This window comes from Klebsiella sp. K5-45 (genome assembly GCF_030128605.1).
GTDB classification, from domain to species: Bacteria; Pseudomonadota; Gammaproteobacteria; order Enterobacterales; family Enterobacteriaceae; genus Klebsiella; species Klebsiella quasipneumoniae.
Map to the genome: position 1 here is coordinate 74,912 of NZ_JAKUZW010000009.1, position 24,678 is coordinate 99,589.

Below are 24,678 nucleotides of genomic sequence, written 5' to 3' on the forward strand. Positions count from 1 at the left end.
ATTGCGCAATCTGTTGATGGAGGTTCCGGTTTGCGTCGACACTTTAACTATGGCATCTGCCGCCGTTTTTTCCTCACTATTTTGCCGAAATTTTCCCGGCAATCAGCGCCTGTTCCTATAGTTAATTTGAACAAACGACGGGAGAGGCCCATGCTGACGGTACACCATCTTAATCAGTCACGATCGCAACGCGTACTGTGGGCGCTGGAGGAGCTACAGCTGCCTTATCAGATAGTCCGCTATCAGCGGGAAAAGTCGATGCTGGCGCCAGCGGCATTGAAGAAAATCCACCCGCTGGGTAAATCGCCCGTGCTGGAAGACAACGGCTATGTGCTGGCGGAGTCCGGCGCGATCCTTGAGTATTTGCAGGAGAGTTGGGACAGCGATGGGCTGCTGAAGCCGCAGGGCACAGATGACAAACTGCAGTACCGCTTCTGGCTGCACTATGCCGAAGGTTCGCTGATGCCGCTGCTGTTAATGAAGCTGGTGTTCGCCAGCCTCGGCAGACCTCCGGTGCCCTTTGGCGTCCGCTCGCTGGGCTCGCTGCTGGGCAAAGGTATCCAGAAAGCGTGGCTCGATCCCCAACTGGCCACCCATGCGCGGTTCATTGACGACCATCTGGCCACGCGGCCATGGTTTGCCGGCGAGCAGCTGAGCATGGCCGATATCCAGATGAGCTTCCCGGTGATGGCGCTGCTGGCCCGCGGCGGCATGCATGATCTTCGCCATATCGAGGCCTGGCGACAGCGGGTGGAACAGCGCCCGGCCTGGCAGCGGGCCATCGAGCGCGGCGGCCCCTTCACCTTACCCGGCGCCTGAGGTATCAGCGGATCCGATGACGCGGCTAAATGAAAGCAACTGACTAAAAAATTGTTAGCGGATTGCGCATGGACGATAACGTTTGCGCATCAGCTGGTTATTTTCTGTTCGTCATAAGCGAAATTTAGCGAAATACGATAAACATCGGTTGAAAAGGGTTATCTAAAGGCCGGATAATCGTTTGCCTTTCTGTTTTGCTCCCTCTTTTATCTGCTATCCAGGGGGAGGAGACAAGGTTGACACACCGTAGTGTATGCGTGGAGTTAAACGTTTGCTTTTTTGCAGCCCCCCTGGCGCTGCGATTCGGTACAAGGAGATCGCGTTTAACTGGCAGTGGAAGGTCCACCACGCATATCAACGAACAATAAAAATTTTCAGGGGAAGTTTTCTATGTCTACGCCTTCAGCGCGTACCGGCGGTTCATTAGACGCCTGGTTTAAAATTTCGGCGCGCGGTAGCACCGTGCGTCAGGAGATTGTTGCAGGTCTTACTACCTTTCTGGCAATGGTGTACTCCGTCATCGTGGTGCCGGGCATGCTCGGAAAAGCGGGCTTCCCGCCGGCCGCGGTGTTTGTTTCTACCTGTCTGGTGGCGGGCGTTGGCTCGCTGGCGATGGGATTATGGGCAAACCTGCCGATGGCCATCGGCTGCGCTATCTCGTTGACCGCCTTCACCGCCTTCAGCCTGGTGCTGGGGCAGCACATCAGTATTCCGGTGGCGCTCGGCGCGGTATTCCTGATGGGCGTCCTGTTTACGGTGATCTCGGCAACCGGCATCCGCAGCTGGATCTTGCGCAACCTGCCGCAGGGCGTGGCCCACGGTACCGGGATCGGGATCGGTCTGTTCCTGCTGCTGATTGCCGCCAATGGCGTTGGCCTGGTGATCAAAAACCCGCTGGACGGTCTGCCGGTGGCGTTGGGGAACTTTGACAGCTTCCCGGTGGTGATGTCGCTGATTGGCCTCGCGGTGATCATCGGTCTGGAAAAAATGAAGGTACCGGGCGGTATTCTGCTGACCATTATCGGCGTGTCGATTGTCGGCCTGATTTTCGATCCGAACGTCCATTTCTCCGGGATTTTCGCCATGCCATCCCTGAGCGATGACCAGGGCAACTCGCTGATTGGCAGTCTGGATATCGTCGGCGCGCTGAATCCGGTTGTGCTGCCCAGCGTGCTGGCCCTGGTGATGACGGCGGTTTTTGACGCCACCGGCACCATCCGCGCGGTGGCCGGTCAGGCGAACCTGCTGGACAAAGACGGACAGATCATCAACGGCGGTAAAGCGCTGACCACCGACTCCCTGAGCAGCGTCTTCTCTGGCTTAGTCGGGGCGGCGCCGGCGGCGGTGTATATCGAATCGGCGGCGGGTACGGCAGCCGGCGGTAAAACCGGCCTGACCGCGGTGACGGTAGGGGTCCTGTTCCTGCTGATCCTGTTCCTCTCTCCGCTCTCTTATCTGGTGCCGGCCTACGCGACCGCGCCGGCGCTGATGTACGTCGGCCTGCTGATGCTGAGCAACGTGGCGAAAATCGATTTCAACGACTTCGTCGACGCGATGGCCGGCCTGATCACCGCGGTGTTTATCGTGCTGACCTGTAACATCGTGACCGGCATTATGATCGGTTTCGCGACCCTGGTGATCGGCCGCCTGGTCTCCGGCGAGTGGCGTAAGCTGAACCTCGGCACGGTGATTATCGCGGTGGCGCTGGTGGTCTTCTACGCCGGCGGGTGGGCGATTTAAACCCTTTGTGCTCCTCTCGGGCGGCTCAGGCCGCCCGTTTTATTTTTAAGCCACATCCTGTTTCCATTTGCGTTAATCTGGGTAGCGTATGATTCACAGGCAAGACGCCTCACAGGTATAAAAGAAAACGCAGCAAACAGGGAACACATGGAAATATTCTTTACCATCCTCATCATGACTCTTGTGGTCTCACTCTCCGGGGTAGTGACGCGCGTACTGCCCTTTCAGGTTCCACTCCCACTGATGCAAATCGCCATTGGCGCGCTTCTGGCGTGGCCGACCTTTGGTTTGCACGTTGAATTTGATCCAGAGCTGTTTCTGGTCCTGTTTATCCCGCCGCTGCTGTTCGCCGACGGCTGGAAAACGCCGACCCGCGAATTCATTGAGCACGGGCGCGAGATCCTTGGCCTGGCGCTGGCGCTGGTGGTCGTGACGGTGGTCGGCATCGGCTTTCTGATCTACTGGATTGTGCCGGGCATTCCGCTTATCCCGGCGTTCGCGCTGGCGGCCGTGCTGTCGCCGACCGATGCCGTGGCGCTTTCGGGTATCGTCGGGGAAGGGCGGATACCGAAAAAAATCATGGGCATTTTGCAGGGTGAGGCGCTGATGAACGACGCCTCCGGCCTGGTCTCGCTCAAGTTTGCCGTCGCGGTGGCGATGGGCACCATGGTCTTTACCGTCGGCGGCGCCACCGTCGAGTTTCTGAAAGTGGCGATTGGCGGCGTGCTGGCCGGGTTTGTGGTGAGCTGGTCGTATGGCCGCTCGATGCGCTTCCTCAGCCGCTGGGGCGGTGACGAGCCCGCCACGCAGATCGTCCTGCTGTTCCTGCTGCCGTTTGCCTCCTATCTGATTGCCGAACATATCGGCGTCTCCGGCATTCTGGCGGCGGTGGCGGCAGGGATGACCATCACCCGTTCCGGCGTGATGCGTACCGCGCCGCTGGCGATGCGCCTGCGCGCCAACAGCACCTGGGCGATGCTGGAGTTTGTCTTTAACGGCATGGTGTTTCTGCTGTTGGGCCTGCAGCTGCCGGATATCCTCTCCAGCTCGCTGGTGGCGGCGGAAGCCGACCCCAATGTCGAGACCTGGATGCTGTTTACCGACATCATCCTGATCTATGCCGCGCTGATGCTGGTGCGTTTTGGCTGGCTGTGGTCGATGCGTAAGCTTAGCCAGCGCTTCCTGAAGAAGAAACCGATGGAGTTTGGCTCCTGGACTACTCGCGAGCTGCTGATCTCCTCCGTTGCCGGGGTGCGCGGGGCGATTACCCTCGCCGGTGTGCTCTCTATTCCGCTGTTGCTGCCGGACGGGAATGTCTTTCCGGCGCGCTATGAGCTGATTTTCCTCGCCGCCGGGGTGATCCTGTTCTCGTTGTTCGTTGGGGTGATTGCGCTGCCGATCCTGCTGCGTCACATTGAATCGAGCGATAATGTGCAGCAGCGGAAAGAGGAGCGTCTGGCGCGCGCGGCGACGGCGGACGTGGCGATTGTGGCTATCCAGAAGATGGAAGAACGGCTGGCGGCGGATACCAAAGAGAATATCGATAACCAGCTGCTGACCGAAGTCAGTTCGCGGGTGATCGGTAACCTGCGCCGCCGCGCCGATGGGCGTAACGACGTGGAGACCTCCATGCTCGAAGAGAGTCTGGAACGCCGCTTCCGCCTGGCGGCGCTGCGCTCTGAACGTGGCGAGCTGTACCATCTGCGCGCCACCCGGCAGATCAGCAACGAGACGCTGCAGAAGCTGCTACACGACCTCGACCTGCTGGAAGCACTGTTAATCGAAGATCAATAACCTGTCATCCGGATAGCGCGACATTCATTCGGGCTACCGGCGAGACCGCAGTAAATGTGTAGCCCCGGTAAGCGTTAGCGCGACCGGGGAAACCCGGGCAGCGGCGCAAGCGTCTGACCCGGGCTACCCATTCCTCTCCGAAACGCGTTGTCACCAGGGATTTATTCCAGCCAGAACGCTTTACTGCACGCCAGCCAGGCCTCAGCGCTGCGCGACATATACACCCCTTCCCGCCAAATCATCCCCAGCTCCCAGCGCAGCTCGCTTTGCAATGGGATCCAGCAAAAATTCTGCGGGTCGAGACGCTGGCAAATCGGCTCCGGCAGGATCGCCACGCCAATGCCGGCCTGCACCATGGCGGCGAGAAAATCCCACTGACCGCTGCGCACGGCGATCCGCGGCTTCACATCATGCTCGGCAAAGAGGCGCATCAGCTGCTGGCTGAGGGCGAAATCTTCGTTGTAAATAACCAGCGGATGCGCCGCCAGCTCCGCCGGCGAGAGCGAGGTCTTGCCTTCCCACGTCGCGGTCCTGGGCGCCAGGACGCACAGCGGGTGGTTGAACAACGGTAAGGTGGTGAGGCTGCTTCCTTCTTCGATCGGCAGGGCGGTCATCGCCATATCAAGTTCGCCATTGCTGACCGCCTGCTGAACCGTCAGGCCGCCAAACTCGGCGATTTTCAGCTCGACGCCCGGATAGCGCTGGCGGAAACGGCTGATCGGCTCCGCCATCAGCATCCCGACCATCGGCGGAATGCCAAGACGCAGCACCCCCTTATGCAGGTGATTGATATCGCTCAGCTCTGACTCCAGCTGGCTGAACTCGCCGAGGATCGCCTGGCCGCGTTCAAAAACCACGCGTCCGGTATCGGTGAGCAGCAGTTTGCGGCCATCGCGGATCAACAGCGTGCAGTTCAGTTCATCTTCGAGATTTTTGAGCATCTTGCTGATGGTGGGCTGCGTGACGAACAGCTTTTCCGCCGCGCGAGTAAAACTCTGCTGACGAACCACTTCAACAAAATAGCGCAGCGTTCGGATATCCATAATTATTCCCTGAGACTATACCTGCGATGATTTTAATTCATTTCTGTCCGCTTCGGCGGCTCTCTATACTGCTCGCCTGACTTCTTTTTTTCAGGACTATCGCACATGGCCTTCGCGCCAGCTCGCGTTGCCCCCGCCGTGGCGCAACGACTTCAGATCCCGGTACAGGTACTTCTCTACGTCGGGTTATTCATCTTCGCACAATATCTGGTGAACAGGTGGCAGGTACCGCTGCCGGCTAACCTGGTCGGCATGGTGATGCTCCTGCTGCTGATCGTCTGCCGGGTGATACCGGTAAGCTGGGTGCGCGCCGGCGCCCGCTGGCTGCTGGCGGAGATGCTGCTGTTTTTCGTCCCGGCGGTGGTCGCGGTGGTGAACTACGCCCAGCTGTTGATGGTCGATGGTTGGCGGATATTTCTGGTGATTGCCTTAAGCACGCTGATGGTGCTCGGCGCCACCGCCTGGGTCGTTGACAAGGTCTATCGTTACGAAGTGGGCAGGTTAAAAAAATGAGCGATGCCGTGCTGAGTATCCTGTGCCTGGTGGCGACGCTGGTCCTCTATTACGCCAACAAAAAACTGTATCGACGTTTTCATAAACTCCCTCTGATGCCGCTGGTGTTCACGCCGATCCTGCTGGTGCTGATTCTGGTGGTAGGCCATATCTCTTATCAGAGCTATATGGGAGAGACCCACTGGCTGCTGTGGCTGCTGGGCCCGGCGACCATCGCCTTTGCCGTTCCGGTGTATGAAAATGTCGCGGTGATTAAACGCCACTGGATGTCGCTCAGCGCCGGGGTGGTGACGGCGGTAGTGGTGGCTGTCACCAGTTCCGTATGGCTGGCGCGCGGGTTTATGTTGTCTGATGAAATTCAGCGTAGCCTGGCGGTGCGCTCGGTGACCACGCCCTTTGCGCTGGCGGCGGCGAAACCGCTCGGCGGTCAACCCGATCTGGTGGCGCTGTTTGTGGTGATCACCGGCGTGTTTGGCATGGCGGTGGGAGATATGCTGTTCTTACGTCTTGCTATCCGGGAGGGGATGGCGAAAGGAGCCGGGTTCGGCGCGGCTTCCCATGGTGCGGGAACGGCGCGCTCGTATGAGCTGGGCCAGCAGGAGGGCGTGGTGGCCAGCCTGGTGATGATGCTGTCAGGCGTAGTGGTGGTGCTGGCTGCGCCGGTCGTCCGCTGGCTGCTGTTTTAACATTATCGCCAGAGTGAATGTTAATAAATATTGAGGAGAGGAATAGCTATCGGCTATTCCCTGTTTTTGTTATTGATGTATTTAACGGTTCATCATAAAAGATTAAGCCAATTCTTATATCAGCACTGACTTTGTAACTAAATGTTTCTCTGCATGCCCGTATTTAATTATGGGGTAAATATTATATAAATATCCAATTATCTTTGCGAATTTTATAACTTTATAACTATTTGATTTTTATGGTTTTGAGTATGGCCACTCATGCGTTGCGATGTTATGTCGCAAAAAATCAATTTTTACATTAATAATTGAGTTCTTACCTCATGCTAGTTATTATTTTTACGCGAGCTTGTATTATTGAATGGATTCAAATGCTGGTCGTTTATTTATGAATAATATTAATTGTCATAAACCATATGTCATGTAAATACATGCATGACGCCGCGCTGCTTGAATTTCATTCTCTAATATCGCTGCATAAAGCAATTGACGGACTGATTGTCGTTTATAATGGATATGGGAATAAATATGAAGATGAGTAAAAAATTTCTGGCGGGTGCCCTGATTTTCTCTGCCTGCAGCGCGCTGTCTACCGTTGCGCAGGCTGATAACACCATTACCTTTAATGGTATTGTTTCCGATACCACCTGTACGGCGACCATTGATGGCGGTGTAACGGCTATTGATATGGGCACCACCTCAGTGGCGGATCTGAAAGCGTATACCTTCGGCGCTGCCAAGAACTTCTCCTTTAGCTTAGCTGATTGCCCGACCGCGGAAGAAGGTGGCAACAGTATCGCCCGCGTCACTTTTGGCGGTGTTTCCGATACCGCGAACAGCGATTATTTTAAAAACCAGGCAACTGATGAGCCGGCAACCGGCGTCGCTGTGGCCCTTTTCGACGAAGCGGGCAATGTGATGAAGAATAACGAAGAGGGTTCTGATGTTGATATCTCTTCGGGTGCAGCAACCATTCCGTTCACCGTTAAAATGGTGAAATCGGGTGATGCCGATCCGACGAAAGGTACCGTTCAGACAACCGTGACTTATAACGTGACCTATCATTAATTCGGCTTCTTGTTGAATGGAGAAAGGGGAATCGCCTGCTATTCCCCTTAAATTAAACATATGAGATATCCTTTTTTTGCGATCGGTTTATTGCTGTCTTCTTCCTTCGCGCAGGCCAGCGTGGTCGTTGGCGGTACGCGTCTGGTTTTTGATGGTACGAAAAATAACGCTGTAATAACGGTTGAAAATAAAGATCAGAACAGCAATATCGTTCAGTCCTGGCTCTCGGTGGTTGATGCAGCCTCACCCGCCAAAGACGCATTTATTATTACGCCGCCGCTGTTTCGTCTCAAAGCCGGGGAGAAAGGATTTGTCCGCGTAGTTCGATCAGGAAAGAAATTACCCGACGATCGCGAGTCGATGTTTTGGTTCAATATTAAAGGGATCCCGGCAACAGAGTATGTACCTGATAAGAATGTCGTACAGTTTGCGATTAATTCGAAAATAAAATTGATTTATCGACCCGCTGCGTTAAAAGGTAATACACCGGAAGCGTACGCTGAAAAATTACAGTGGGGGAAAGAGGGGACGTCGGTGACGGTAAAAAATAACTCACCGCTGTATATGAATTTCTCACAGGTTAGCCTTAACGGTAAAAATATTTCTGGCGCATGGTTTGCTGCCCCGTTTTCCACTTTAAAAATACCCGTGAAGAGTAGCCTGTCGGCGACAGGAAAAAAAGAGATCACATGGAGCGTGATTAATGATTATGGTATGTCAGGGAAGAAATATACCGCTATCATTCAGTAGCGTTGAGCTGCTATTTTCAACTAAAAGTATCTGCGTCGCTATTATTCTGTGCCTAAGTACTCTGCCCTCTCGCGCGGAGGCCGGCGAATATTTCAACCCAAATTTACTCGAAGTCGCCGAGAGTCCTGCGGCTTCGGTTGATCTATCCTATTTTTCGCAAGATGGCATACCGCCGGGCACCTATCACCTGGATGTTTACATCAACGATAAGTACGTCAGTTCAGACTCGCTGACTTTTCAGGAAATTAGCCATGACGCAGGCGCGACTGCTTCTCCCTGCCTGTCCGCGGAGTATCTGAATTCATGGTTGATTAATACCACCGCCTATCCGCAGTTGTTCGAGGCAGGGGAAACCTGCGCCCGGCTGTCGGCGATCCCCGGGATGACGTTCTCGGTATCTCTTGCCCAGCAGCGGATTGATTTTACCGTGCCGCAGGCCGCCATGCTGAATCGCCCCAGAGACTATATTCCCGAGAGCCAGTGGCAACAGGGGATCAATGCCGGTCTTCTCAACTATAGCGTCACCGGGCAGCGTAATGCGCCGCGGCATAACGGCGCCACTATCGACAGTCAGTTCGTCAGCCTGCAGCCAGGGCTGAATCTGGGACCATGGCGCCTGCGCAACTACAGCACCTATAGCCACAGCGATAACAACAGCCGCTGGGAGTCGGTTTACTCCTATCTTGCCCGCGATATTCACATCCTACGCAGCCAGCTGGTGGTCGGTAATACGTATACCTCTTCCGGCATTTTCGACAGTTTGAGTTTTACCGGTCTGCAACTCAGTTCGGACAAAGAGATGCTGCCGGATAGCCTGCATGGCTTTGCGCCGACGATTCGAGGGATCGCGCGCACCACCGCGGAGGTCTCGGTTTATCAGAATGGTTACAGCATTTATAAAACCACCGTCGCTCCCGGCGCCTTTGAAATTAACGATCTGTACGCCACCGGCAGCGCCGGCGACCTGTACGTCAACATTAAAGAGTCTGACGGCAGCGAGCAAAACTTTGTGGTGCCTTTCGCGTCGCTGGCGATCCTGCAACGTGAGGGCCAGCTGGACTATGCGCTGAGCAGCGGCAGGACGCGATCGGGTAGCTCCGACGATAAAGAATATAACTTTATTCAGTCTTCCCTGGCCTATGGCGCCACCAGCAACATCACTTTTTATACTGGTTTCCAGCAGGCGGAAGATAAATACACCAACCTGTTGTTAGGCGCTGGCTTTAACCTCGGTACTATCGGTGCGCTGTCGTTTGATGGCTCTCAGTCGTGGGCCGACGTGAAAACCAGCGATACGGCCTCGTCAACCAGTAAAGAGCAAGGGCAATCGTATCGCGTCCGCTTCAGTAAAAGCTTTCTGCAGACGGGCACCAGCTTTTCCGTGGCCGGTTATCGCTACTCCACCTCGGGATATTATTCGTTTCAGGACTTTGTCGATAACTCTTCCACACAGCGCGACTGCTGTACGCAGAGCGGCAGAACGAAAGGCCGGTTTGACGCATCGTTGTCGCAGACGCTGTTTGGCTATGGTTCGCTCTCGCTTTCGTTGGTCAATGAGACCTACTGGGACAGTTCGCGTATGGAATCGGTGGGCGTGGGCTATAGCGGGTCGATTGGCAAGGCCTCCTACTTTATTAACTATTCCTATAACCGCAATGTGCAAAGCATCGATGACAGCGACAATAACCGGCCGGCCAGCGATACCGTCATCTCCCTGACGTTAAGTATTCCGCTTGGCGAGACGCTCTCGGCAAATTACACCATGAACCATGGTCGACATAACGATACCACGCACAGCGTGGGGCTCAACGGCTCGGCGTTTGAGGATCGTTCCCTGAACTGGAGCGTACTGGAAGGGTACAACACGCAGGATAAAAGCACCTCCGGCAACCTCAGCGTCAACTACCAGGGCTCGAAAGGGGATGTAGCTGGCGGCTATGGCTACGACCGCTACAGCAATCACTACAACTATTCGCTGCGCGGGGGCATGGTCGCCCATGCGGGCGGACTCACGCTATCACGCTTTCTGGGCGAGAGTTCTGCGCTGGTCGAAACGCCTGGCGTCAGCGATGTGACAGTGCGCGGTCAGACAAACGTGACGACGGATGCCGCCGGATATGCGGTGGTGCCTTACGTCCGTCCGTACCATCGTAACAGCCTGGCGCTGGATGAACAGGAAATACCTGGCGCTGAAGTGGATAACGTCGCCAGAACGGTGGTTCCGACGCGCAATGCGATCGTCAAAGTGAAGTACGACACGCGAATTGGCTATAAGGCGATGCTCACCCTGCGTACCCGCAATGGCGTGGTGCCTTTCGGCGCGCTGGTGACCCTCGATAATGATCACGGTAGCGCGTCGCGCAGCAATATCGTTGGCGATGAGGGGCAGGTGTATCTAACGGGGCTGCAGAAAAAAGGCCAGCTGTTAGCGCGCTGGGGGGAGAAAAGCAGTGAGCAGTGCACCGTTCATTATGACTTCTCCGGCATGGCCCTTGGCGACGATATTCTGTTCTATCAGGCCGAATGTCGGTAATGGATGCAGGTTTTCAACATGGAAGAGGGGCTGATATGAATATGCGAGACGGCAGCACAAGGGGCCTCCTGGTGGCCATTTTGCTGCTCTCCCTTCCGGCGCTGGCTTATGAGGGCAGCAGCACGGTCAATTTTAACGTCACGGGCACCATCGAAGCGCCTTCCTGTGAGGTGGCCGTGGAGCCGTCGAACAGTATCGATTTAGGCACCGTCTCCTCGCAGACGTTCTCCGGACATGCCGGGGCGAGCGGCGCCAGCGTGCCGGTTAAGCTGGTCTTTTCCAGCTGTTCCGCCGATGCGTCGGCGGTGACCATCGCGTTTAGCGGCACCAGCTTCGATAGCACCCACGCTTCAATCTATAAAAACTTCCAGACTGGCAGCAACGGTGCCAGCGGCGTCGGTTTGCAGCTGCAGAGCATGGCCGACCAGCAGCCCCTTGGCCCCGGCGACCAGTATCTCTATACCTTTGGGGACGATGCGGATATCCATACCTTTAATATGGTGGCACGTATGTTTTCGCCTTATGGCCAGGTAAGGTCCGGGATGGTCGGGTTTACCGCCACGTTCGATGTGGCCTACAAATAACGTTTCGACAGGGATGGGTATGAAAAAACTGATCTTATTGCTCATATTGGCACTGTGTCCCGTCTATAGCTGGGCGGCCTGCACGGGAACCAACTATGGCGATGTCTCGATGACCAACCTGCCGGAAAAGATCCTGGTCAATGCCGGGAGCTATACCGCAGGGACGGTACTGTATGACTCGGGGAAGATTACGCGCTCGCAAACGGAATTGCTTAACTGTGAGGGGAGCACCTACGCGGTTTTTGCCTGGTCCTCGAACAATGCCGGGGCACTGATAGGGGATAATATCTATGCCACCTCGGTGCAGGGGATCGGTATCCGCGTCAAGGTGTGGCTCAATATCAGCGGTGAATATGGCGATGACACCGATGATTTCAGCCCCGACTCGCAGGTGCATTATATTGGTGATGTGAATTATTACCTCGGAAAGCCGACAGGTCTTTTCGACTCTTTCGCGTCGACTCATTATACCCCAGCGTATCAGCTGCAGCTGGTGGCCACCGGCGGCGCCATCGCCAGCAAGAGTCAATTATCGTTCAGCGACCCGGTGGCCACGGTATCGGCCAAGGATAAAAAGGGGACCATCGCTATTTCACAACTGCACATCAGCGGCACCACCAGCATCCAGCTAATCCCGATGGGGTGTATTGTCGGTAGCAATAATCTCAGTTTTTCCATGGGCAGCATCAATGCCAGTGAGTTTAATACCGCGACGAAGGTGGGTAGCGCGCGGCAGTCTCTGAGCCTCTCCTGCGAGCCGGGAACTAACGTTTCGATGCGTGTGGCGGCTGCTTCTGCAAGCGGGGATAACCCTGACAATACGGTGATGGCCCTCACGGCGGAACAGAATGCCGCCACTGGCGTGGGAGTGCAGTTAAATTTGAATGGCAAAGCACTGCCGTTAAATACCGATATCAGCCTCTATACTTCGAGCCGCGCGACGGTGACCAACAGCGGCGCGGATGCCAGCTACAGCTATTTCACCAACCCCGACAGCCCCGGAGGCGCAGCGGCCATGCAGACGCTCGCCTTATCCACTAACTATTACAGGACGGGGAGCGCGGTGACCGCGGGGACAGCCAACGCCACCGGGGTGATCACCTTTACTTATAACTGAGGGGGAGAATCCCTTCCCCGAACGATGCCGGGGAAGGGAGAGGACAATTAATGCGCCTGACCTTTCTCGATGCCAATCCCTGTCTGCGAACGGATAAACTGGGCGCGGAACTGCTCGCGCTCGCGCATCCCTTCCGGTGAGTTATCGGTCGCGGAGAAGAGCCAGATGCCGATAAAGGCGATCGCGATGGAGAACAGCGCTGGGTATTCATACGGGAACAGCGCTTTCTCATGACCGAGGATCTGCACCCAAATGGTCGGGCCGAGGATCATCAGAATCACCGCCGTCAGCAGACCCAGCCAGCCGCCGATCATCGCCCCGCGGGTGGTCAGCTTCGACCAGTACATCGACAGCAGGATAATCGGGAAGTTACAGCTGGCGGCAATAGAGAACGCCAGGCCGACCATGAAAGCGATATTCTGATTTTCGAACAGGATGCCCAGCAGAATGGCCACCACGCCGAGGATCAGCACCGTAATTTTGGAGACCTTCAGCTCCTGACGCTCGGTCGCCCCTTTACGGAAGACGTTGGCGTACAGGTCGTGCGACACCGCCGAGGCACCCGCCAGCGTCAAGCCAGCGACCACCGCCAGAATAGTGGCGAAGGCGACCGCGGAGATAAAGCCGAGGAACAGGTTGCCGCCCACCGCATCCGCCAGATGCACCGCCGCCATATTATTGCCGCCGATAAGCTGCCCGGCCGCGTCTTTGAACACTGGGTTCGCGCCGACCAGCATGATGGCGCCGAAGCCGATGATAAAGGTCAGAATATAGAAGTAGCCCATAAAACCGGTGGCGTAGAACACGCTTTTACGCGCTTCTTTGGCGTCGCTCACGGTAAAGAAACGCATCAGGATATGCGGCAGGCCGGCGGTACCAAACATCAGACCGAGGCCAAGGGAGAGCGCGGATATCGGATCTTTCACCAGCCCGCCTGGGCTCATAATCGCCGCGCCTTTCGGGTGGACGGCCATCGCTTCGGTAAACAGATTATTGAAGCTGAAGCCGACGTGCTTCATCACCATAAAGGCCATAAAGCTGGCGCCGAACAGCAGCAGAACCGCTTTGATAATCTGCACCCAGGTGGTCGCCAGCATGCCGCCGAACAGGACATAGAGCACCATCAGGACGCCCACCAGCACCACCGCAACGTGATAGTTAAGGCCGAACAGCAGCTGGATCAGCTTGCCGGCGCCAACCATTTGGGCGATCAGATAGAGGGCCACCACCACCAGCGAGCCGCAGGCGGAGAGGGTGCGGATCGGTCCCTGTTTGAGACGATAGGACGCCACGTCGGCAAAGGTGTAGCGGCCAAGGTTGCGCAGACGTTCGGCAATCAGAAACAGGATAATCGGCCAGCCGACAAGGAAGCCCAGCGAGTAGATCAGACCGTCGTAACCGGAGGTATACACCAGCGCGGAGATACCAAGGAACGACGCTGCCGACATAAAGTCGCCGGCAATCGCCAGCCCGTTCTGGAAACCGGTGATATTGCCGCCGGCGGTGTAGTAATCGCTGCGCGAACGCACCCGTTTTGACGCCCAGTAAGTGATGTACAGGGTCAGGGCGACGAAAATCAGGAACATGACAATCGCCTGCCAGTTGGTCGGCTGGCGCTGTACCGCGCCGGTAATGGCGTCTGCGGCCTGAACGCCGAGGGGCAGCAGCGTAGCGGCGAGCGCCGTCAGGACTCTCTTGATCATGCTTTTACCTCGTTGAGAACGCTCTTAGTCAAACGGTCAAATTCACCGTTGGCCCGCCAGACATAAATACCGGTGAGAACAAACGAAATGACGATCACCCCGATGCCCAGCGGGATCCCGCGGGTGACGCTGGTCCCGGCGTGCAGCGGCGTGCCGAGCCAGCCTGGCGCGAAGGCGATAAGCAGAATAAAGCCCACATAGATCACTAACATAATCACTGACAGAATGGCGGCAAACCGTTGCCGTGATGCTACCAGCTCCCTGAAATGCGCACTATTTTCTATCCGCTGACAAAGTTGTTCATTCATCTTAGCGTCTCCAGAGGTCTCCCTTTCGTCATCCACGCAGCGGACGCTGGCGACAGCAACCCCTCCGGCGTTAAAGGCCGGGATACGGTTCGCTGACGGCGTTCCTGCGAGTGAAATCCTGGGGGAGGGACTTATTTTTATCCTCTCCCCGGTGGGGGAGAGGGTGTAGGGAATCGGTCCTTACTTAAGAAGGCATGGTAATGGCCTGCTTCTCTTCGAGCAGTTTTTCCACTACGCCAGGATCGGCGAGAGTCGAGGTATCGCCGAGGTTGCTGGTGTCGCCCGCGGCGATCTTGCGCAGAATGCGGCGCATGATTTTGCCCGAGCGGGTTTTTGGCAACGAATCGGTCCAGTGCAGAACATCCGGCGTCGCCAGCGGGCCAATCTCTTTACGCACCCAGTTACGTACTTCCGCATACAGCTCCGGCGTCGGTTCTTCACCGTGATTGAGCGTCACGTAGGCGTAGATAGCCTGGCCCTTGATGTTGTGCGGAATACCGACCACTGCCGCTTCGGCGATTTTCGGGTGCGACACCAGCGCCGATTCGATCTCGGCAGTACCCAGACGGTGGCCGGAGACGTTCAGTACGTCATCCACGCGGCCGGTGATCCAGTAATAGCCATCTTCATCTCGGCGCGCGCCGTCGCCGCTAAAGTACATATTTTTGAAGGTGGAGAAGTAGGTTTGCTCAAAGCGCTCATGATCCCCGAACAGGGTACGCGCCTGGCCGGGCCAGGAGTCGGCGATGGCAAGATTGCCCTCGGTGGCGCCATCCAGCGGCAGCCCTTCGTTATCCACCAGCACCGGCTGAACGCCGAAGAACGGGCGGGTAGCGGAGCCAGCCTTCAGCTCAATCGCCCCCGGCAGCGGGGTGATCATAAAGCCGCCGGTTTCGGTCTGCCACCAGGTGTCCATCACCGGGCACTTCTCGTTACCGATCTTCTTCCAGTACCACTCCCAGGCTTCCGGGTTAATGGGTTCGCCGACCGAGCCGAGAATGCGCAGCGAGGAGCGGTCTGTGCCTTCGATAGCCTTGTCGCCTTCCGCCATCAGGGCACGGATCGCCGTCGGAGCGGTATACAGAATGCTGACCTTATGCTTATCGACGACCTGGCACATACGCGCCGGGGTTGGCCAGTTCGGCACCCCTTCGAACATCAGAGTGGTGGCGCCGCAGGCCAGCGGGCCGTACAGCAGATAGCTGTGGCCGGTGACCCAGCCGACATCGGCGGTGCACCAGTAAATATCGCCCGGGTGGTAATCGAAAACGTATTTAAAGGTGGTGGCCGCGTAGACCAGATAGCCGCCGGTGGTGTGCAACACCCCTTTCGGTTTACCGGTGGAGCCAGAGGTATAGAGGATGAACAGCGGATCTTCGGCGTTCATCTCGACGGGGCGGTGTTCGGCGCTGGCGTTCGCCATCAGATCGCTCCACCACAGATCGCGGCCTTCCTGCCAGTCGATTTTACCGCCGGTACGTTTCAGGACCACGACGTGTTCAATGCTGTTTACGTTCGGGTTTTTCAGCGCGTCATCGACGTTTTTCTTCAGCGGGATGGCGCGACCGGCGCGCAGCCCTTCATCCGCGGTGATCACCAGGCGCGAGCTGGAGTCGATAATGCGTCCGGCCACTGCCTCCGGCGAGAAGCCACCGAAAATCACCGAGTGGATGGCGCCGATGCGGGCGCAGGCCAGCATCGCCACCGCGGCTTCCGGCACCATCGGCATATAGATGGCGACCACGTCGCCTTTTTTAATCCCGAGGCCGAGCAGCACATTGGCGAAGCGGCACACGTCCGCATGCAGTTCACGGTAGGTGATGTGCTTGCTCTGGCTGGCGTCGTCGCCTTCCCAGATGATGGCGGTTTGATCGCCGCGCTCGGCGAGGTGGCGGTCGAGGCAGTTGGCGGCGAGGTTCAGGGTGCCGTCTTCATACCATTTGATGGAAATGTTACCTGGCGCGAAGGAGGTATTCTTCACGCGGGTGTAGGGGCGCATCCAGTCAAGGATTTTCCCCTGCTCGCCCCAGAATGTATCAGGGTCGGTTATGGATTGTTGATACTGCGCCTTGTACTGATCCGGGTTAATCAGGCAACGTTCCGCAATGTTAGCGGGAATAGGGTGTTTGTGTATTTGGCTCATGGCTTTTTTTCTCCTTTGAACTTGTTAAATATATGTCAAACAAACGTTAAGAGTAGGGGTTTTGACAGCTTTGTTTGTTAATTGGGGGGCAGATCACGCAATGATTCAACTGAGTGAAATTTCGTCAAATGAAACTTTGAAGTGAAATAATTACGCAAATGAATTTATAGAAATGGATGATGTGAAATATTTTTTATTACAAATACTTATGCAAGGTAACTGGGGGAAATTTGCTGCTTTATGCAGAAAAGCAGAGGAAAGCCCTGTTCTTAAAGGCTTGCGCAGCATGCCGTGCAAATGATACTGATATTGCGCGTTAAATAACCCCACAAAGCAACGCAACACAATTCATACCCCCTGCAGTGGGTACCATGACGAAAAGGAATGGTGCCTTTCATTGAGGAAGTCAGTAGTGAAGAAAACAAAAAAAGTCAGTCTGGCCTGGCAAATTTTGCTAGCCCTGGTGCTGGGTATCCTTCTGGGCAGTTATCTGCATTACCACGCCGAAAGTCGCGATTGGTTGATTAGCAATTTGCTGACACCGGCGGGCGATATCTTTATCCATCTGATTAAAATGATCGTGGTCCCGATTGTTATTTCGACCCTGGTGGTCGGGATTGCCGGCGTGGGCGATGCCAAACAGTTAGGCCGGATCGGCGCCAAAACGATTATCTATTTCGAAGTGATCACCACGGTGGCGATCGTGCTGGGTATCACCCTGGCCAACGTCTTTCAGCCGGGAACGGGCATTGATATGTCGCAGCTGGCGGCGGTTGATATTTCGAAATACCAGAATACCACCGCTGAGGTGCAGAGCCATGCGCATGGCCTGATGGGCACCATCCTGTCGCTGGTGCCAACCAACATCGTGGCGTCGATGGCGAAAGGCGATATGCTGCCGATTATTTTCTTCTCGGTGCTGTTTGGTCTGGGGCTCTCCTCGCTGCCGGCGACGCACCGTGAACCGCTGGTGACGGTCTTCCGCTCCATCTCCGAAACCATGTTCAAAGTCACCCATATGGTGATGCGCTATGCGCCGATCGGGGTGTTCGCCCTGATTTCAGTGACCGTCGCCACCTTCGGGTTCGCCTCGCTGTGGCCGTTGGCCAAGCTGGTGCTGCTGGTTTACTTCGCGATCCTGTTTTTCGCGCTGGTGGTGCTGGGGATTGTCGCCCGCCTGTGCGGCCTGAGCATCTGGATCCTGATCCGCATCCTAAAAGATGAGCTGATTCTGGCTTACTCCACCGCCAGCTCCGAGAGTGTGCTGCCGCGAATTATCGAGAAAATGGAAGCCTATGGCGCGCCGGCGTCGATCACCAGCTTCGTGGTGCCGACCGGCTACTCCTTTAACCTCGATGGCTCAACGCTGTATCAGAGCATTGCGGCGATCTTTATCGCCCAGCTCTACGGCATCGACCTCTCCATCTGGCAGGAGATCACCCTGGTGCTGACCCTGATGGTGACCTCGAAGGGGATCGCTGGCGTGCCGGGCGTCTCCTTTGTCGTGCTGCTGGCCACCCTGGGCAGCGTCGGGATCCCGCTGGAAGGTCTCGCCTTTATCGCCGGCGTTGACCGTATCCTCGACATGGCGCGTACCGCGCTGAACGTGGTGGGCAATGCGCTGGCGGTGCTGGTTATCGCCAAGTGGGAGCATAAGTTCGACCGTAAAAAAGCGCTGGCGTATGAACGCGAAGTGCTGGGCAAGTTTGATAAAACCGCCCAATAAAACACAAAGCCCGGCGCGAGTGCCGGGCTTTTTCTTATCCTTTACTGATCCTGTCAAACTCTTCGCAGCCGGTATCAAATCCCTCAAGACAGCTAACGTTCAGCCAGTGCAGCGCCTTCTGCTTATTCGGTTCGATAAAGCCTTTCTCCCCCTGCTGGAACATCATCCCGGCCCAGTATTCGGCATAGCCGGTCCGCGAGAGCGCTGAGCTGCCTTTGAAGTATTCGCTCGCTTTCACATCATCTTCCGGGCCGTGCACACCGCTGGCGTAGATCAGCCCGAGCAGCATCTGGGCGTCTACCGCCGCATCGCTTTCGCTGTCCTGGGCGGCATCCTGCAGGAGCGTGATGGCGTGCGCCACGTCGGTGGGACCGGCCTGACGGTTCACCAGCACCCGCGCGAGGACGATTTCCCCGGATTTACTGCCGGCCTTAACGGCTTTTTCCGCCAGCTGGCGGGCCTGCGGATAGTCCGCCTGCTGCGGATTGCGAATTTTGAGCTGCGCCAGCAGGGCCAGCGCGTCACCATCGCCTTGCGCCGCTGCTTTCTGGGCCCAGAATTCGGCTTTCTGATAATCGCCGGAGCTGACCCAGGTATCCGCAAGGTAATATTGCGCGCGACGATCGCCGGCTTCCGCCTGCTGTTGATACTGACTGCCGGGTTCGGTGGCCACCGCTGCGCCGCTGGTGAAAACCAGTAAAAATAAAAAGAGGTATTTCATTTGTATTTATTATCAGCAAGGAACATAGCGCGCAGTATAAAGGCAGGCGAAAAAGAAGAAAATGGCGGGAATTAGCGGGGTGAATACCCGGATAGCGGCGCGTAGCGCCTTATCCGGGCTACGGTTCGGTATTCGGTTGGTAGCCCCGGTAAGCGTAAGCGCCACCGGGGAGGGTTCCCGGATATCGGGTATGGCCGTCGAACCTTAACCCATCGCGCTTTCGCGCAGGCGGGATTTCAGCTTGTTGTACTCGTCGATCACGTACTGTTCCGCCGCGCGCTGATCGGCAATCCGCTCAACGTTGACCGCGCAGTACTTGTACTCCGGCGTTTTGGTTATTGGGCTCAGGTTCTCCGACACCAGCTCGTTACAGGCGCCAATCCACCACTGGTAGGTCATATACACCGCGCCTTTATTCGGCCGGTCGCTGACCTGCGCGCGGGTGATGATCCGACCCTTGCGCGAATTCACCCACACCAGCGCTTCATCCTCAATGCCTAACCGTTCGGCGTCGGCGGTGTTGATTTGCGCATAGCCAGGCTCATCCGCCAGCGCCGCCAGCGCCGCGCAGTTACCGGTCATTGAACGGCACGAGTAGTGGCCGACTTCGCGCACCGTCGAAAGCACCATCGGGTACTCGTCGGTGAGCTTATCGATCGGCGCGACCCAGTCGCAGGTGAAGAACTGCGCCAGCCCGTTCGGGGTATCGAACTTCTCTTTAAACAGATACGACGTCCCCTGATCGGCGTCGGACTCATCGCGGCACGGCCACATCACATAGCCGAGCTCACCCATTTTCTCGTAGGTGGCGCCGTAGAAGTCCGGGCACAAATGCCGCAACTCGTCCCAGATCTCCTGGGTGTTGTTGTAGTGCATCGGATAACCCATCCGGGTAGCGATTTCGCTGATGATCTGCCAGTCGGTTTTCAGATCCCACTTCGGCTCCACGGCTTTAAAGAAGCGCTGGAAGCCGCGGTCCGCTGCGGTGTACACGCCTTCGTGCTCGCCCCACGACGTGGACGGCAGGATGACGTCGGCCGCGGAGGCGGTTTTGGTCATGAAAATGTCCTGGACGATCACCAGTTCCAGATCGTCGAACGCTTTGCGCACCGCTGACAGTTCAGCATCGGTCTGCAGCGGATCTTCACCCATAATGTACGCCGCCCGCACTTCACCGTGCGCCGCGCGGTGCGGCAGCTCGCTGATGCGATAGCCGGTATGCGCCGGCAGGCTGTCGACGCCCCAGGCTTTGGCGAACTTCTCGCGGTTTTCCGGGAACTTAACGTACTGGTAGCCTGGATAGGTATCCGGCAGCGCACCCATATCGCAGGCGCCCTGGACGTTGTTCTGGCCACGCACCGGGTTGACGCCGACGCTCGGTTTGCCGAGGTTGCCGGTGAGGATCGCCAGGCTGGTCAGGGAACGCACGGTCTCCACGCCCTGGTAGAACTGGGTAACGCCCATGCCCCACAGAATGGCGGCGGATTTGGCGCTGGCGTACATCCGGGCGCAGGCGCGGATCTCCTGGGCGCTGACCCCGGTGATCTCCTCCACCGACTCCGCCGTGTAGCCTTCAACGATTTTGCGATACTCCTCGAAGCCTTCGGAACGGCTGGCGACGAAGGATTTATCGTACAGATCCTCTTCAATAATCACGTGGCCAATGGCGTTGAGCAGCGCGATGTTCGAGCCGTTCTTCAGCGCAATGTGCATATCGGCGATGCGCGCGGTTTCAATTTTGCGCGGGTCGCAGACGATAATTTTCGCCCCGTTGCGTTTAGCGTTAATGACGTGATTCGCCACGATAGGGTGGGAATCCGCCGGGTTGTAGCCGAAGATAAACACCAGATCGGTGTTATCAATCTCTGTGATGGCATTACTCATGGCGCCGTTACCGACCGACTGGTGCAGACCTGCAACCGAAGGGCCGTGTCAGACGCGAGCGCAGCAGTCGACGTTATTGGTACCAATAACGGCGCGCGCGAATTTTTGCATCACATAGTTGGTTTCATTACCGGTGCCGCGGGAGGAGCCGGTGGTTTGGATCGCATCCGGGCCATATTTGGCTTTAATGGCGCTGAGGCGAGTGGCGACGTAATCCAGCGCCTCATCCCAGGAGACAGCTTCCAGCTTGCCGCCGCGTTGACGACGGATCATGGGGGTTTTCAGGCGCGGCGTCAGGATCTGGGTATCGTTAATAAAGTCCCAGCCATAATAGCCTTTCAGGCACAGGGTTCCCTGGTTGGTTTTCCCCTGCGCCGCTTCAGCCCGAACGATTTTGCCGTTATCGACCACCAGATTGATTTTGCAACCTGATGCGCAATACGGGCAAACCGTGACGACTTTTTTCATCGGTCTTGCTCCAGTTATTCAATGGGCGCGTTTGCGCTATCGCGCCGTCACTATGCATCTTCTATGCCATATTTTCATTGTGGGTATTCCTTGATGATACGCGGCTTTTTTGGGCGAAATGCTGACGAAAAACAGCCTGTCGACAGATTTGACGTGTCGATACACTGGAGATGTGACGGCGCTTGAAAAAATGTCACCGGGAGAGGAATTTGTCGGCGCAGCCTTGCAGAATCGATCAGACTGACACTAACTCCCCGCGGGCAGAGGCAAAGATGAAACCGGTCATTTTAGTGGTCGATGACGACATAGCGATGGGCGAGCTGCTCAGAGATGTGCTCGGCGCGCACGCGTTTGAGGTGCTGGTCTGCCAGACCGGCGGCGACGCGCTGGCGACGGTGGCGCAGCGGGCGGACATCGCGCTGGTTTTGCTGGATATGATCCTGCCGGATACCAATGGCCTGCAGGTGCTTCAGCAGCTGCAGCGCACCCGGCCGGAGCTGCCGGTGGTGATGCTCTCCGGCCTGGGCAGTGAGTCCGATGTGGTGGTGGGCCTGGAGATGGGCGCCGATGATTACATCGCCAAACCGTTCAGTTCGCGGGTGGTGGTCGCCCGGGTGAAGGCGGTGCTGCGGCGCAGCGGGGCGCTGGCCAGCGAGGCGCCGGGCGTCGCCGCCGGCCTGACGTTCAACGGCTGGCGGCTGGATACCACCCGCTGTGAGCTGTATAACCCGCAGCAGCAGGCGATCCCGCTGACCCAGGGAGAATACGGTTTGCTGCTGGCGCTGGCGCAGAACGCCCGCCGGGTACTGAACCGCGAACAGTTGCTGGCGCTGACCCATACCGAAAGCACCGAGGTGTTCGACCGCACCATCGATGTGCTGATCATGCGCCTGCGGCGCAAAATCGAGCTGAACCCGCATCAGCCGACGCTGATTAAAACGCTGCGCGGCCTGGGCTATGTCTTTTCCGCCGACGTGACCCACAGCGAGAAGGCGGCATAGGGCGGGAAGCTGTCTAACCGGCCTGGCCATTGCTGGGGGAGTCAACCCTTCTAATTATTTTGCAACTGAATAAACGTCTGTAGCTCAGTGAGCGTTTTGGCGCCGTCGATCGCATTGGCAGCCTGCAGGCTGGCGCGGGCGCAGGCGTGGGCCAGCTGCAGACTGTCGGTTAACGGCCAGCGTTCGTGGCTGCCGTACAGCAGGCCGGCGCAGAAGGCATCCCCGGCGCCGACGCTGCCGACAATCTCCTCCGGCGGCAGCCGCCATGACGGCACCCAGCGCCCGGCTTCGGTACGTGAGACGCCCCATGCCCCCTCCGGGCAGTGGATCACCACCCGTTGGCGCACGCCGGCGTCAAGCAATGCGCTGGCGGCGCTGGCGATATTGGCGACGTGCGGCTCGCCGTTGGGTAGCCGAATCTCCAGCCCGCTAAACTCGCTGGCTTCCAGTTCATTGATGGTCAGGTAGTCAAGATGCGCCAGCGCCGGCAGGACCAGCGGGCGGTAGCGCGGGTCGCCCTTGCGCGACACCAGATCGAGGGAAACCTCATAGCCTCGCTCGCGCATCTGCGCCAGCAGTCGCGCGCTGCGGGTGCCGTACACTTCGTCGGGGCGATCGAGACTCTCAAGCAGCAGCAGATAGCCGAGATGGAAAATTTTCAGCGGCGCATCCAGCGGTTCAAAGGCCGGAAGGTCAAGCAGGCGGTTGGCGCCGGGGGAGTGAAAAAAGGTACGCTGACCGTCAGCGTCGGTCATCACCTGAGTCATCGAGGTGGGGGCAGAGCTGGTGCGCTGCACGAGCTGGCGATTGATATGGTACTGATCGAGCATGGCGGTAATGTAGTCGCCATCGTTATCCTCGCCAATCAGGCCGACCGCCTGCAGCGGCAGGCCGGCGTGCATTTTGGCCAGGGTCAGCAGGACGTTCAGCGGCGCGCCGCCTGTGGCGCGTTCGCTATGCATAATCTCCACCAGCCAGCCGCGCTCCGGCCACTGTCTGATCTGGTGGACATGATCGACCAGCATGTTGCCTGCGGCAATAATGCCTTTACGTTCCATGATCGCTACTCCGCGCCGTCATACTTGTTAAGCGTAGCGCACAATCGGCGGAACGATCGTGCGCCCGGTTGCGCTTATTTCACGGTCCAGCCTTTGTAAGAGCTGACGTTGTTTTTGTCGATCATGGTCACCGGGATCAGCACCGGCGCGGTTGGGGCCGGTTTGCCCTGCAGGATGTTGTAGCCAATTTCCACCGCCTTCGCCGCCATCACCTGGGGATCCTGCGCCGGCGTTGCGACAAACAAGGAGTTCTTACGCTTCAGTGCCTCTTCGCCGTCCGGGCTGCCGTCGACGCCGACGATGAAGAACTCGCTGCGCTGCGCCTGTTTCGCTGCCAGATCGGCGCCAATCGCTGTCGGATCGTTGATCGCGAACACGCCGTCAATCTTCGGATTGGCCGCCAGCAGGGAGGTCATCACCTCCAGTCCGCCTTCCCGGCTGCCTTTGGCGTTCTGGTTGGAGGACAGAATTTTTATATCCGGGTGTTTTTTGAACTCCGTTTCGCAGCCTTCGACGCGGTTTTGTACGGCGGAGACCGGCGGCCCGTTGATGATCACCACGTTGCCTTTGTTGTTCAGACGATCGCTAATGTATTTACAGGCCAGCTCGCCCGCCTGGGTGTTATCGGAGGTGATGGTGGCGTCGGCCCCTTCGGCGGCAACGTCAACCGCCACCACCACGATCCCGGCCTCTTTGGCCCGTTTCACCGCCGGGCCAATGCCTTTCGAATCGGCGGCGTTGAGGATAATCATATCGACTTTGGCGGCGATAAAGTTATCGATCTGCGCCACCTGCTGGCCCAGATCGTAGCCGCTGGAGACCAGCGTCACTTTGACGTTATCCCCCGCCAGCTTGCGGGCTTCCAGCTCCGCGCCCTTGGTGATCTGCACAAAGAACGGGTTGGCAAGGTCGCCCACCGTCACGCCAATCGCTTTCAGCTCTTTGGCCGACGCAAAAGGGGAGGCGGCCAGCAGCGCGCCAGCACACAGCGCGGTGACTATCGGTTTTAAACGCATTCG

At 57.2% G+C, this 24,678-nt stretch carries 20 protein-coding genes and 1 pseudogene; 13 read left to right on the forward strand and 8 right to left on the reverse strand.

Annotated features, from left to right (window positions below):
• Positions 1 to 150: 150 nt before the first annotated feature.
• From MKS11_RS19230 to MKS11_RS19240, 3 genes are all read left to right on the forward strand, one after another.
• Positions 151 to 819, forward strand: coding sequence for a glutathione S-transferase family protein (locus MKS11_RS19230; protein WP_087771145.1), 669 nt, complete (start codon positions 151 to 153; stop codon positions 817 to 819).
• 390 nt (positions 820 to 1,209) lie between these two features.
• Positions 1,210 to 2,559, forward strand: coding sequence for an NCS2 family permease (locus MKS11_RS19235; protein WP_004206333.1), 1,350 nt, complete (start codon positions 1,210 to 1,212; stop codon positions 2,557 to 2,559).
• A 147-nt stretch (positions 2,560 to 2,706) separates the two neighbouring features.
• Positions 2,707 to 4,353 (forward strand): Na+/H+ antiporter, encoded by a 1,647-nt coding sequence (locus tag MKS11_RS19240; RefSeq protein WP_004206334.1) that lies wholly within the window; start codon positions 2,707 to 2,709, stop codon positions 4,351 to 4,353.
• A gap of 161 nt (positions 4,354 to 4,514) precedes the next feature.
• Here the strand turns inward: MKS11_RS19240 and MKS11_RS19245 are convergent, their stop codons facing one another.
• A complete protein-coding gene (locus MKS11_RS19245; protein WP_032456850.1) occupies positions 4,515 to 5,396 on the reverse strand; it encodes a LysR family transcriptional regulator in 882 nt (293 codons plus the stop codon).
• 105 nt (positions 5,397 to 5,501) lie between these two features.
• Here MKS11_RS19245 and MKS11_RS19250 point away from each other — a divergent pair, with 105 nt between their 5' ends.
• From MKS11_RS19250 to MKS11_RS19280, 7 genes are all read left to right on the forward strand, one after another.
• On the forward strand, positions 5,502 to 5,909 hold the full coding sequence (locus MKS11_RS19250; RefSeq protein ID WP_002885086.1) for a CidA/LrgA family protein: 408 nt from the start codon (positions 5,502 to 5,504) through the stop codon (positions 5,907 to 5,909).
• On the forward strand, positions 5,906 to 6,595 hold the full coding sequence (locus MKS11_RS19255; protein WP_002885088.1) for an LrgB family protein: 690 nt from the start codon (positions 5,906 to 5,908) through the stop codon (positions 6,593 to 6,595). The genes MKS11_RS19250 and MKS11_RS19255 overlap by 4 nt, the downstream gene beginning before the upstream one ends.
• Before the next feature lie 510 nt (positions 6,596 to 7,105).
• Positions 7,106 to 7,663, forward strand: coding sequence for a fimbrial protein (locus MKS11_RS19260; protein WP_004192602.1), 558 nt, complete (start codon positions 7,106 to 7,108; stop codon positions 7,661 to 7,663).
• A gap of 60 nt (positions 7,664 to 7,723) precedes the next feature.
• Complete coding sequence (locus tag MKS11_RS19265; RefSeq protein ID WP_087771144.1) at positions 7,724 to 8,413, forward strand: fimbrial assembly chaperone; 690 nt, start codon at positions 7,724 to 7,726, stop codon at positions 8,411 to 8,413.
• A complete protein-coding gene (locus tag MKS11_RS19270; RefSeq protein ID WP_087771143.1) occupies positions 8,367 to 10,946 on the forward strand; it encodes a fimbria/pilus outer membrane usher protein in 2,580 nt (859 codons plus the stop codon). The genes MKS11_RS19265 and MKS11_RS19270 overlap by 47 nt, the downstream gene beginning before the upstream one ends.
• Before the next feature lie 35 nt (positions 10,947 to 10,981).
• Positions 10,982 to 11,530: a fimbrial protein gene (locus MKS11_RS19275; RefSeq protein ID WP_004151734.1), complete on the forward strand. Its 549-nt coding sequence runs from the start codon at positions 10,982 to 10,984 to the stop codon at positions 11,528 to 11,530.
• A gap of 19 nt (positions 11,531 to 11,549) precedes the next feature.
• The gene (locus tag MKS11_RS19280) at positions 11,550 to 12,647 is read left to right on the forward strand and encodes a type 1 fimbrial protein (RefSeq protein WP_002885139.1); all 1,098 of its coding nucleotides are present in this window, start codon (positions 11,550 to 11,552) and stop codon (positions 12,645 to 12,647) included.
• A 47-nt stretch (positions 12,648 to 12,694) separates the two neighbouring features.
• On the opposite strand, the gene actP is transcribed toward MKS11_RS19280, so the two are convergent.
• From actP to acs, 3 genes are all read right to left on the reverse strand, one after another.
• The gene (gene actP, locus MKS11_RS19285; RefSeq protein ID WP_025999225.1) at positions 12,695 to 14,347 is read right to left on the reverse strand and encodes a cation/acetate symporter ActP; all 1,653 of its coding nucleotides are present in this window, start codon (positions 14,345 to 14,347) and stop codon (positions 12,695 to 12,697) included.
• Entirely contained in the window at positions 14,347 to 14,658 is a 312-nt protein-coding gene (locus MKS11_RS19290) for a DUF485 domain-containing protein (protein ID WP_004206350.1), read from the reverse strand. Before MKS11_RS19290 ends, actP begins: the two co-directional genes overlap by 1 nt.
• 184 nt (positions 14,659 to 14,842) lie before the next feature.
• Complete coding sequence (acs, locus tag MKS11_RS19295; protein WP_004206352.1) at positions 14,843 to 16,801, reverse strand: acetate--CoA ligase; 1,959 nt, start codon at positions 16,799 to 16,801, stop codon at positions 14,843 to 14,845.
• Between the two features lie 100 nt (positions 16,802 to 16,901).
• On the opposite strand from acs, the pseudogene MKS11_RS19300 reads away from it, so the two are divergent.
• Both MKS11_RS19300 and gltP read left to right on the forward strand, forming a co-directional pair.
• Positions 16,902 to 17,102, forward strand: a pseudogene (locus MKS11_RS19300) (hypothetical protein).
• Positions 17,103 to 17,213: 111 nt separating this feature from the next.
• Positions 17,214 to 18,527, forward strand: a complete 1,314-nt coding sequence (gene gltP, locus MKS11_RS19305) for a glutamate/aspartate:proton symporter GltP (protein ID WP_004206354.1) — start codon at positions 17,214 to 17,216, stop codon at positions 18,525 to 18,527.
• A 34-nt stretch (positions 18,528 to 18,561) separates the two neighbouring features.
• Here gltP and MKS11_RS19310 read toward each other — a convergent pair whose 3' ends face one another.
• Positions 18,562 to 19,248: a tetratricopeptide repeat protein gene (locus MKS11_RS19310; RefSeq protein ID WP_004206356.1), complete on the reverse strand. Its 687-nt coding sequence runs from the start codon at positions 19,246 to 19,248 to the stop codon at positions 18,562 to 18,564.
• Between the two features lie 204 nt (positions 19,249 to 19,452).
• Positions 19,453 to 21,600 (reverse strand): formate dehydrogenase subunit alpha, encoded by a 2,148-nt coding sequence (gene fdhF / locus MKS11_RS19315; protein ID WP_087771142.1) that lies wholly within the window; start codon positions 21,598 to 21,600, stop codon positions 19,453 to 19,455.
• A 272-nt stretch (positions 21,601 to 21,872) separates the two neighbouring features.
• Here fdhF and MKS11_RS19320 point away from each other — a divergent pair, with 272 nt between their 5' ends.
• Positions 21,873 to 22,601, forward strand: coding sequence for a response regulator (locus tag MKS11_RS19320; protein ID WP_004206359.1), 729 nt, complete (start codon positions 21,873 to 21,875; stop codon positions 22,599 to 22,601).
• A 50-nt stretch (positions 22,602 to 22,651) separates the two neighbouring features.
• Here the strand turns inward: MKS11_RS19320 and MKS11_RS19325 are convergent, their stop codons facing one another.
• Positions 22,652 to 23,659 (reverse strand): carbohydrate kinase family protein, encoded by a 1,008-nt coding sequence (locus tag MKS11_RS19325; RefSeq protein ID WP_017900095.1) that lies wholly within the window; start codon positions 23,657 to 23,659, stop codon positions 22,652 to 22,654.
• Positions 23,660 to 23,733: 74 nt separating this feature from the next.
• The gene (locus MKS11_RS19330) at positions 23,734 to 24,675 is read right to left on the reverse strand and encodes an ABC transporter substrate-binding protein (protein ID WP_004206362.1); all 942 of its coding nucleotides are present in this window, start codon (positions 24,673 to 24,675) and stop codon (positions 23,734 to 23,736) included.
• Positions 24,676 to 24,678: the final 3 nt, after the last annotated feature.

Bases quoted from the DNA above. Each gene is read 5' to 3' on its own strand.
- MKS11_RS19250 (WP_002885086.1), top strand. From the start codon at position 5,502: ATGGCCTTCGCGCCAGCTCGCGTTGCCCCCGCCGTGGCGCAACGACTT.
- MKS11_RS19240 (WP_004206334.1), top strand. From the start codon at position 2,707: ATGGAAATATTCTTTACCATCCTCATCATGACTCTTGTGGTCTCACTC.
- MKS11_RS19325 (WP_017900095.1), bottom strand. From the start codon at position 23,659: ATGGAACGTAAAGGCATTATTGCCGCAGGCAACATGCTGGTCGATCAT.
- MKS11_RS19245 (WP_032456850.1), bottom strand. From the start codon at position 5,396: ATGGATATCCGAACGCTGCGCTATTTTGTTGAAGTGGTTCGTCAGCAG.
- MKS11_RS19265 (WP_087771144.1), top strand. From the start codon at position 7,724: ATGAGATATCCTTTTTTTGCGATCGGTTTATTGCTGTCTTCTTCCTTC.
- MKS11_RS19275 (WP_004151734.1), top strand. From the start codon at position 10,982: ATGAATATGCGAGACGGCAGCACAAGGGGCCTCCTGGTGGCCATTTTG.
- MKS11_RS19235 (WP_004206333.1), top strand. From the start codon at position 1,210: ATGTCTACGCCTTCAGCGCGTACCGGCGGTTCATTAGACGCCTGGTTT.
- acs (WP_004206352.1), bottom strand. From the start codon at position 16,801: ATGAGCCAAATACACAAACACCCTATTCCCGCTAACATTGCGGAACGT.
- MKS11_RS19320 (WP_004206359.1), top strand. From the start codon at position 21,873: ATGAAACCGGTCATTTTAGTGGTCGATGACGACATAGCGATGGGCGAG.
- MKS11_RS19330 (WP_004206362.1), bottom strand. From the start codon at position 24,675: ATGCGTTTAAAACCGATAGTCACCGCGCTGTGTGCTGGCGCGCTGCTG.
- MKS11_RS19280 (WP_002885139.1), top strand. From the start codon at position 11,550: ATGAAAAAACTGATCTTATTGCTCATATTGGCACTGTGTCCCGTCTAT.
- MKS11_RS19260 (WP_004192602.1), top strand. From the start codon at position 7,106: ATGGATATGGGAATAAATATGAAGATGAGTAAAAAATTTCTGGCGGGT.
- MKS11_RS19270 (WP_087771143.1), top strand. From the start codon at position 8,367: ATGATTATGGTATGTCAGGGAAGAAATATACCGCTATCATTCAGTAGC.
- MKS11_RS19230 (WP_087771145.1), top strand. From the start codon at position 151: ATGCTGACGGTACACCATCTTAATCAGTCACGATCGCAACGCGTACTG.
- MKS11_RS19290 (WP_004206350.1), bottom strand. From the start codon at position 14,658: ATGAATGAACAACTTTGTCAGCGGATAGAAAATAGTGCGCATTTCAGG.
- MKS11_RS19310 (WP_004206356.1), bottom strand. From the start codon at position 19,248: ATGAAATACCTCTTTTTATTTTTACTGGTTTTCACCAGCGGCGCAGCG.
- MKS11_RS19255 (WP_002885088.1), top strand. From the start codon at position 5,906: ATGAGCGATGCCGTGCTGAGTATCCTGTGCCTGGTGGCGACGCTGGTC.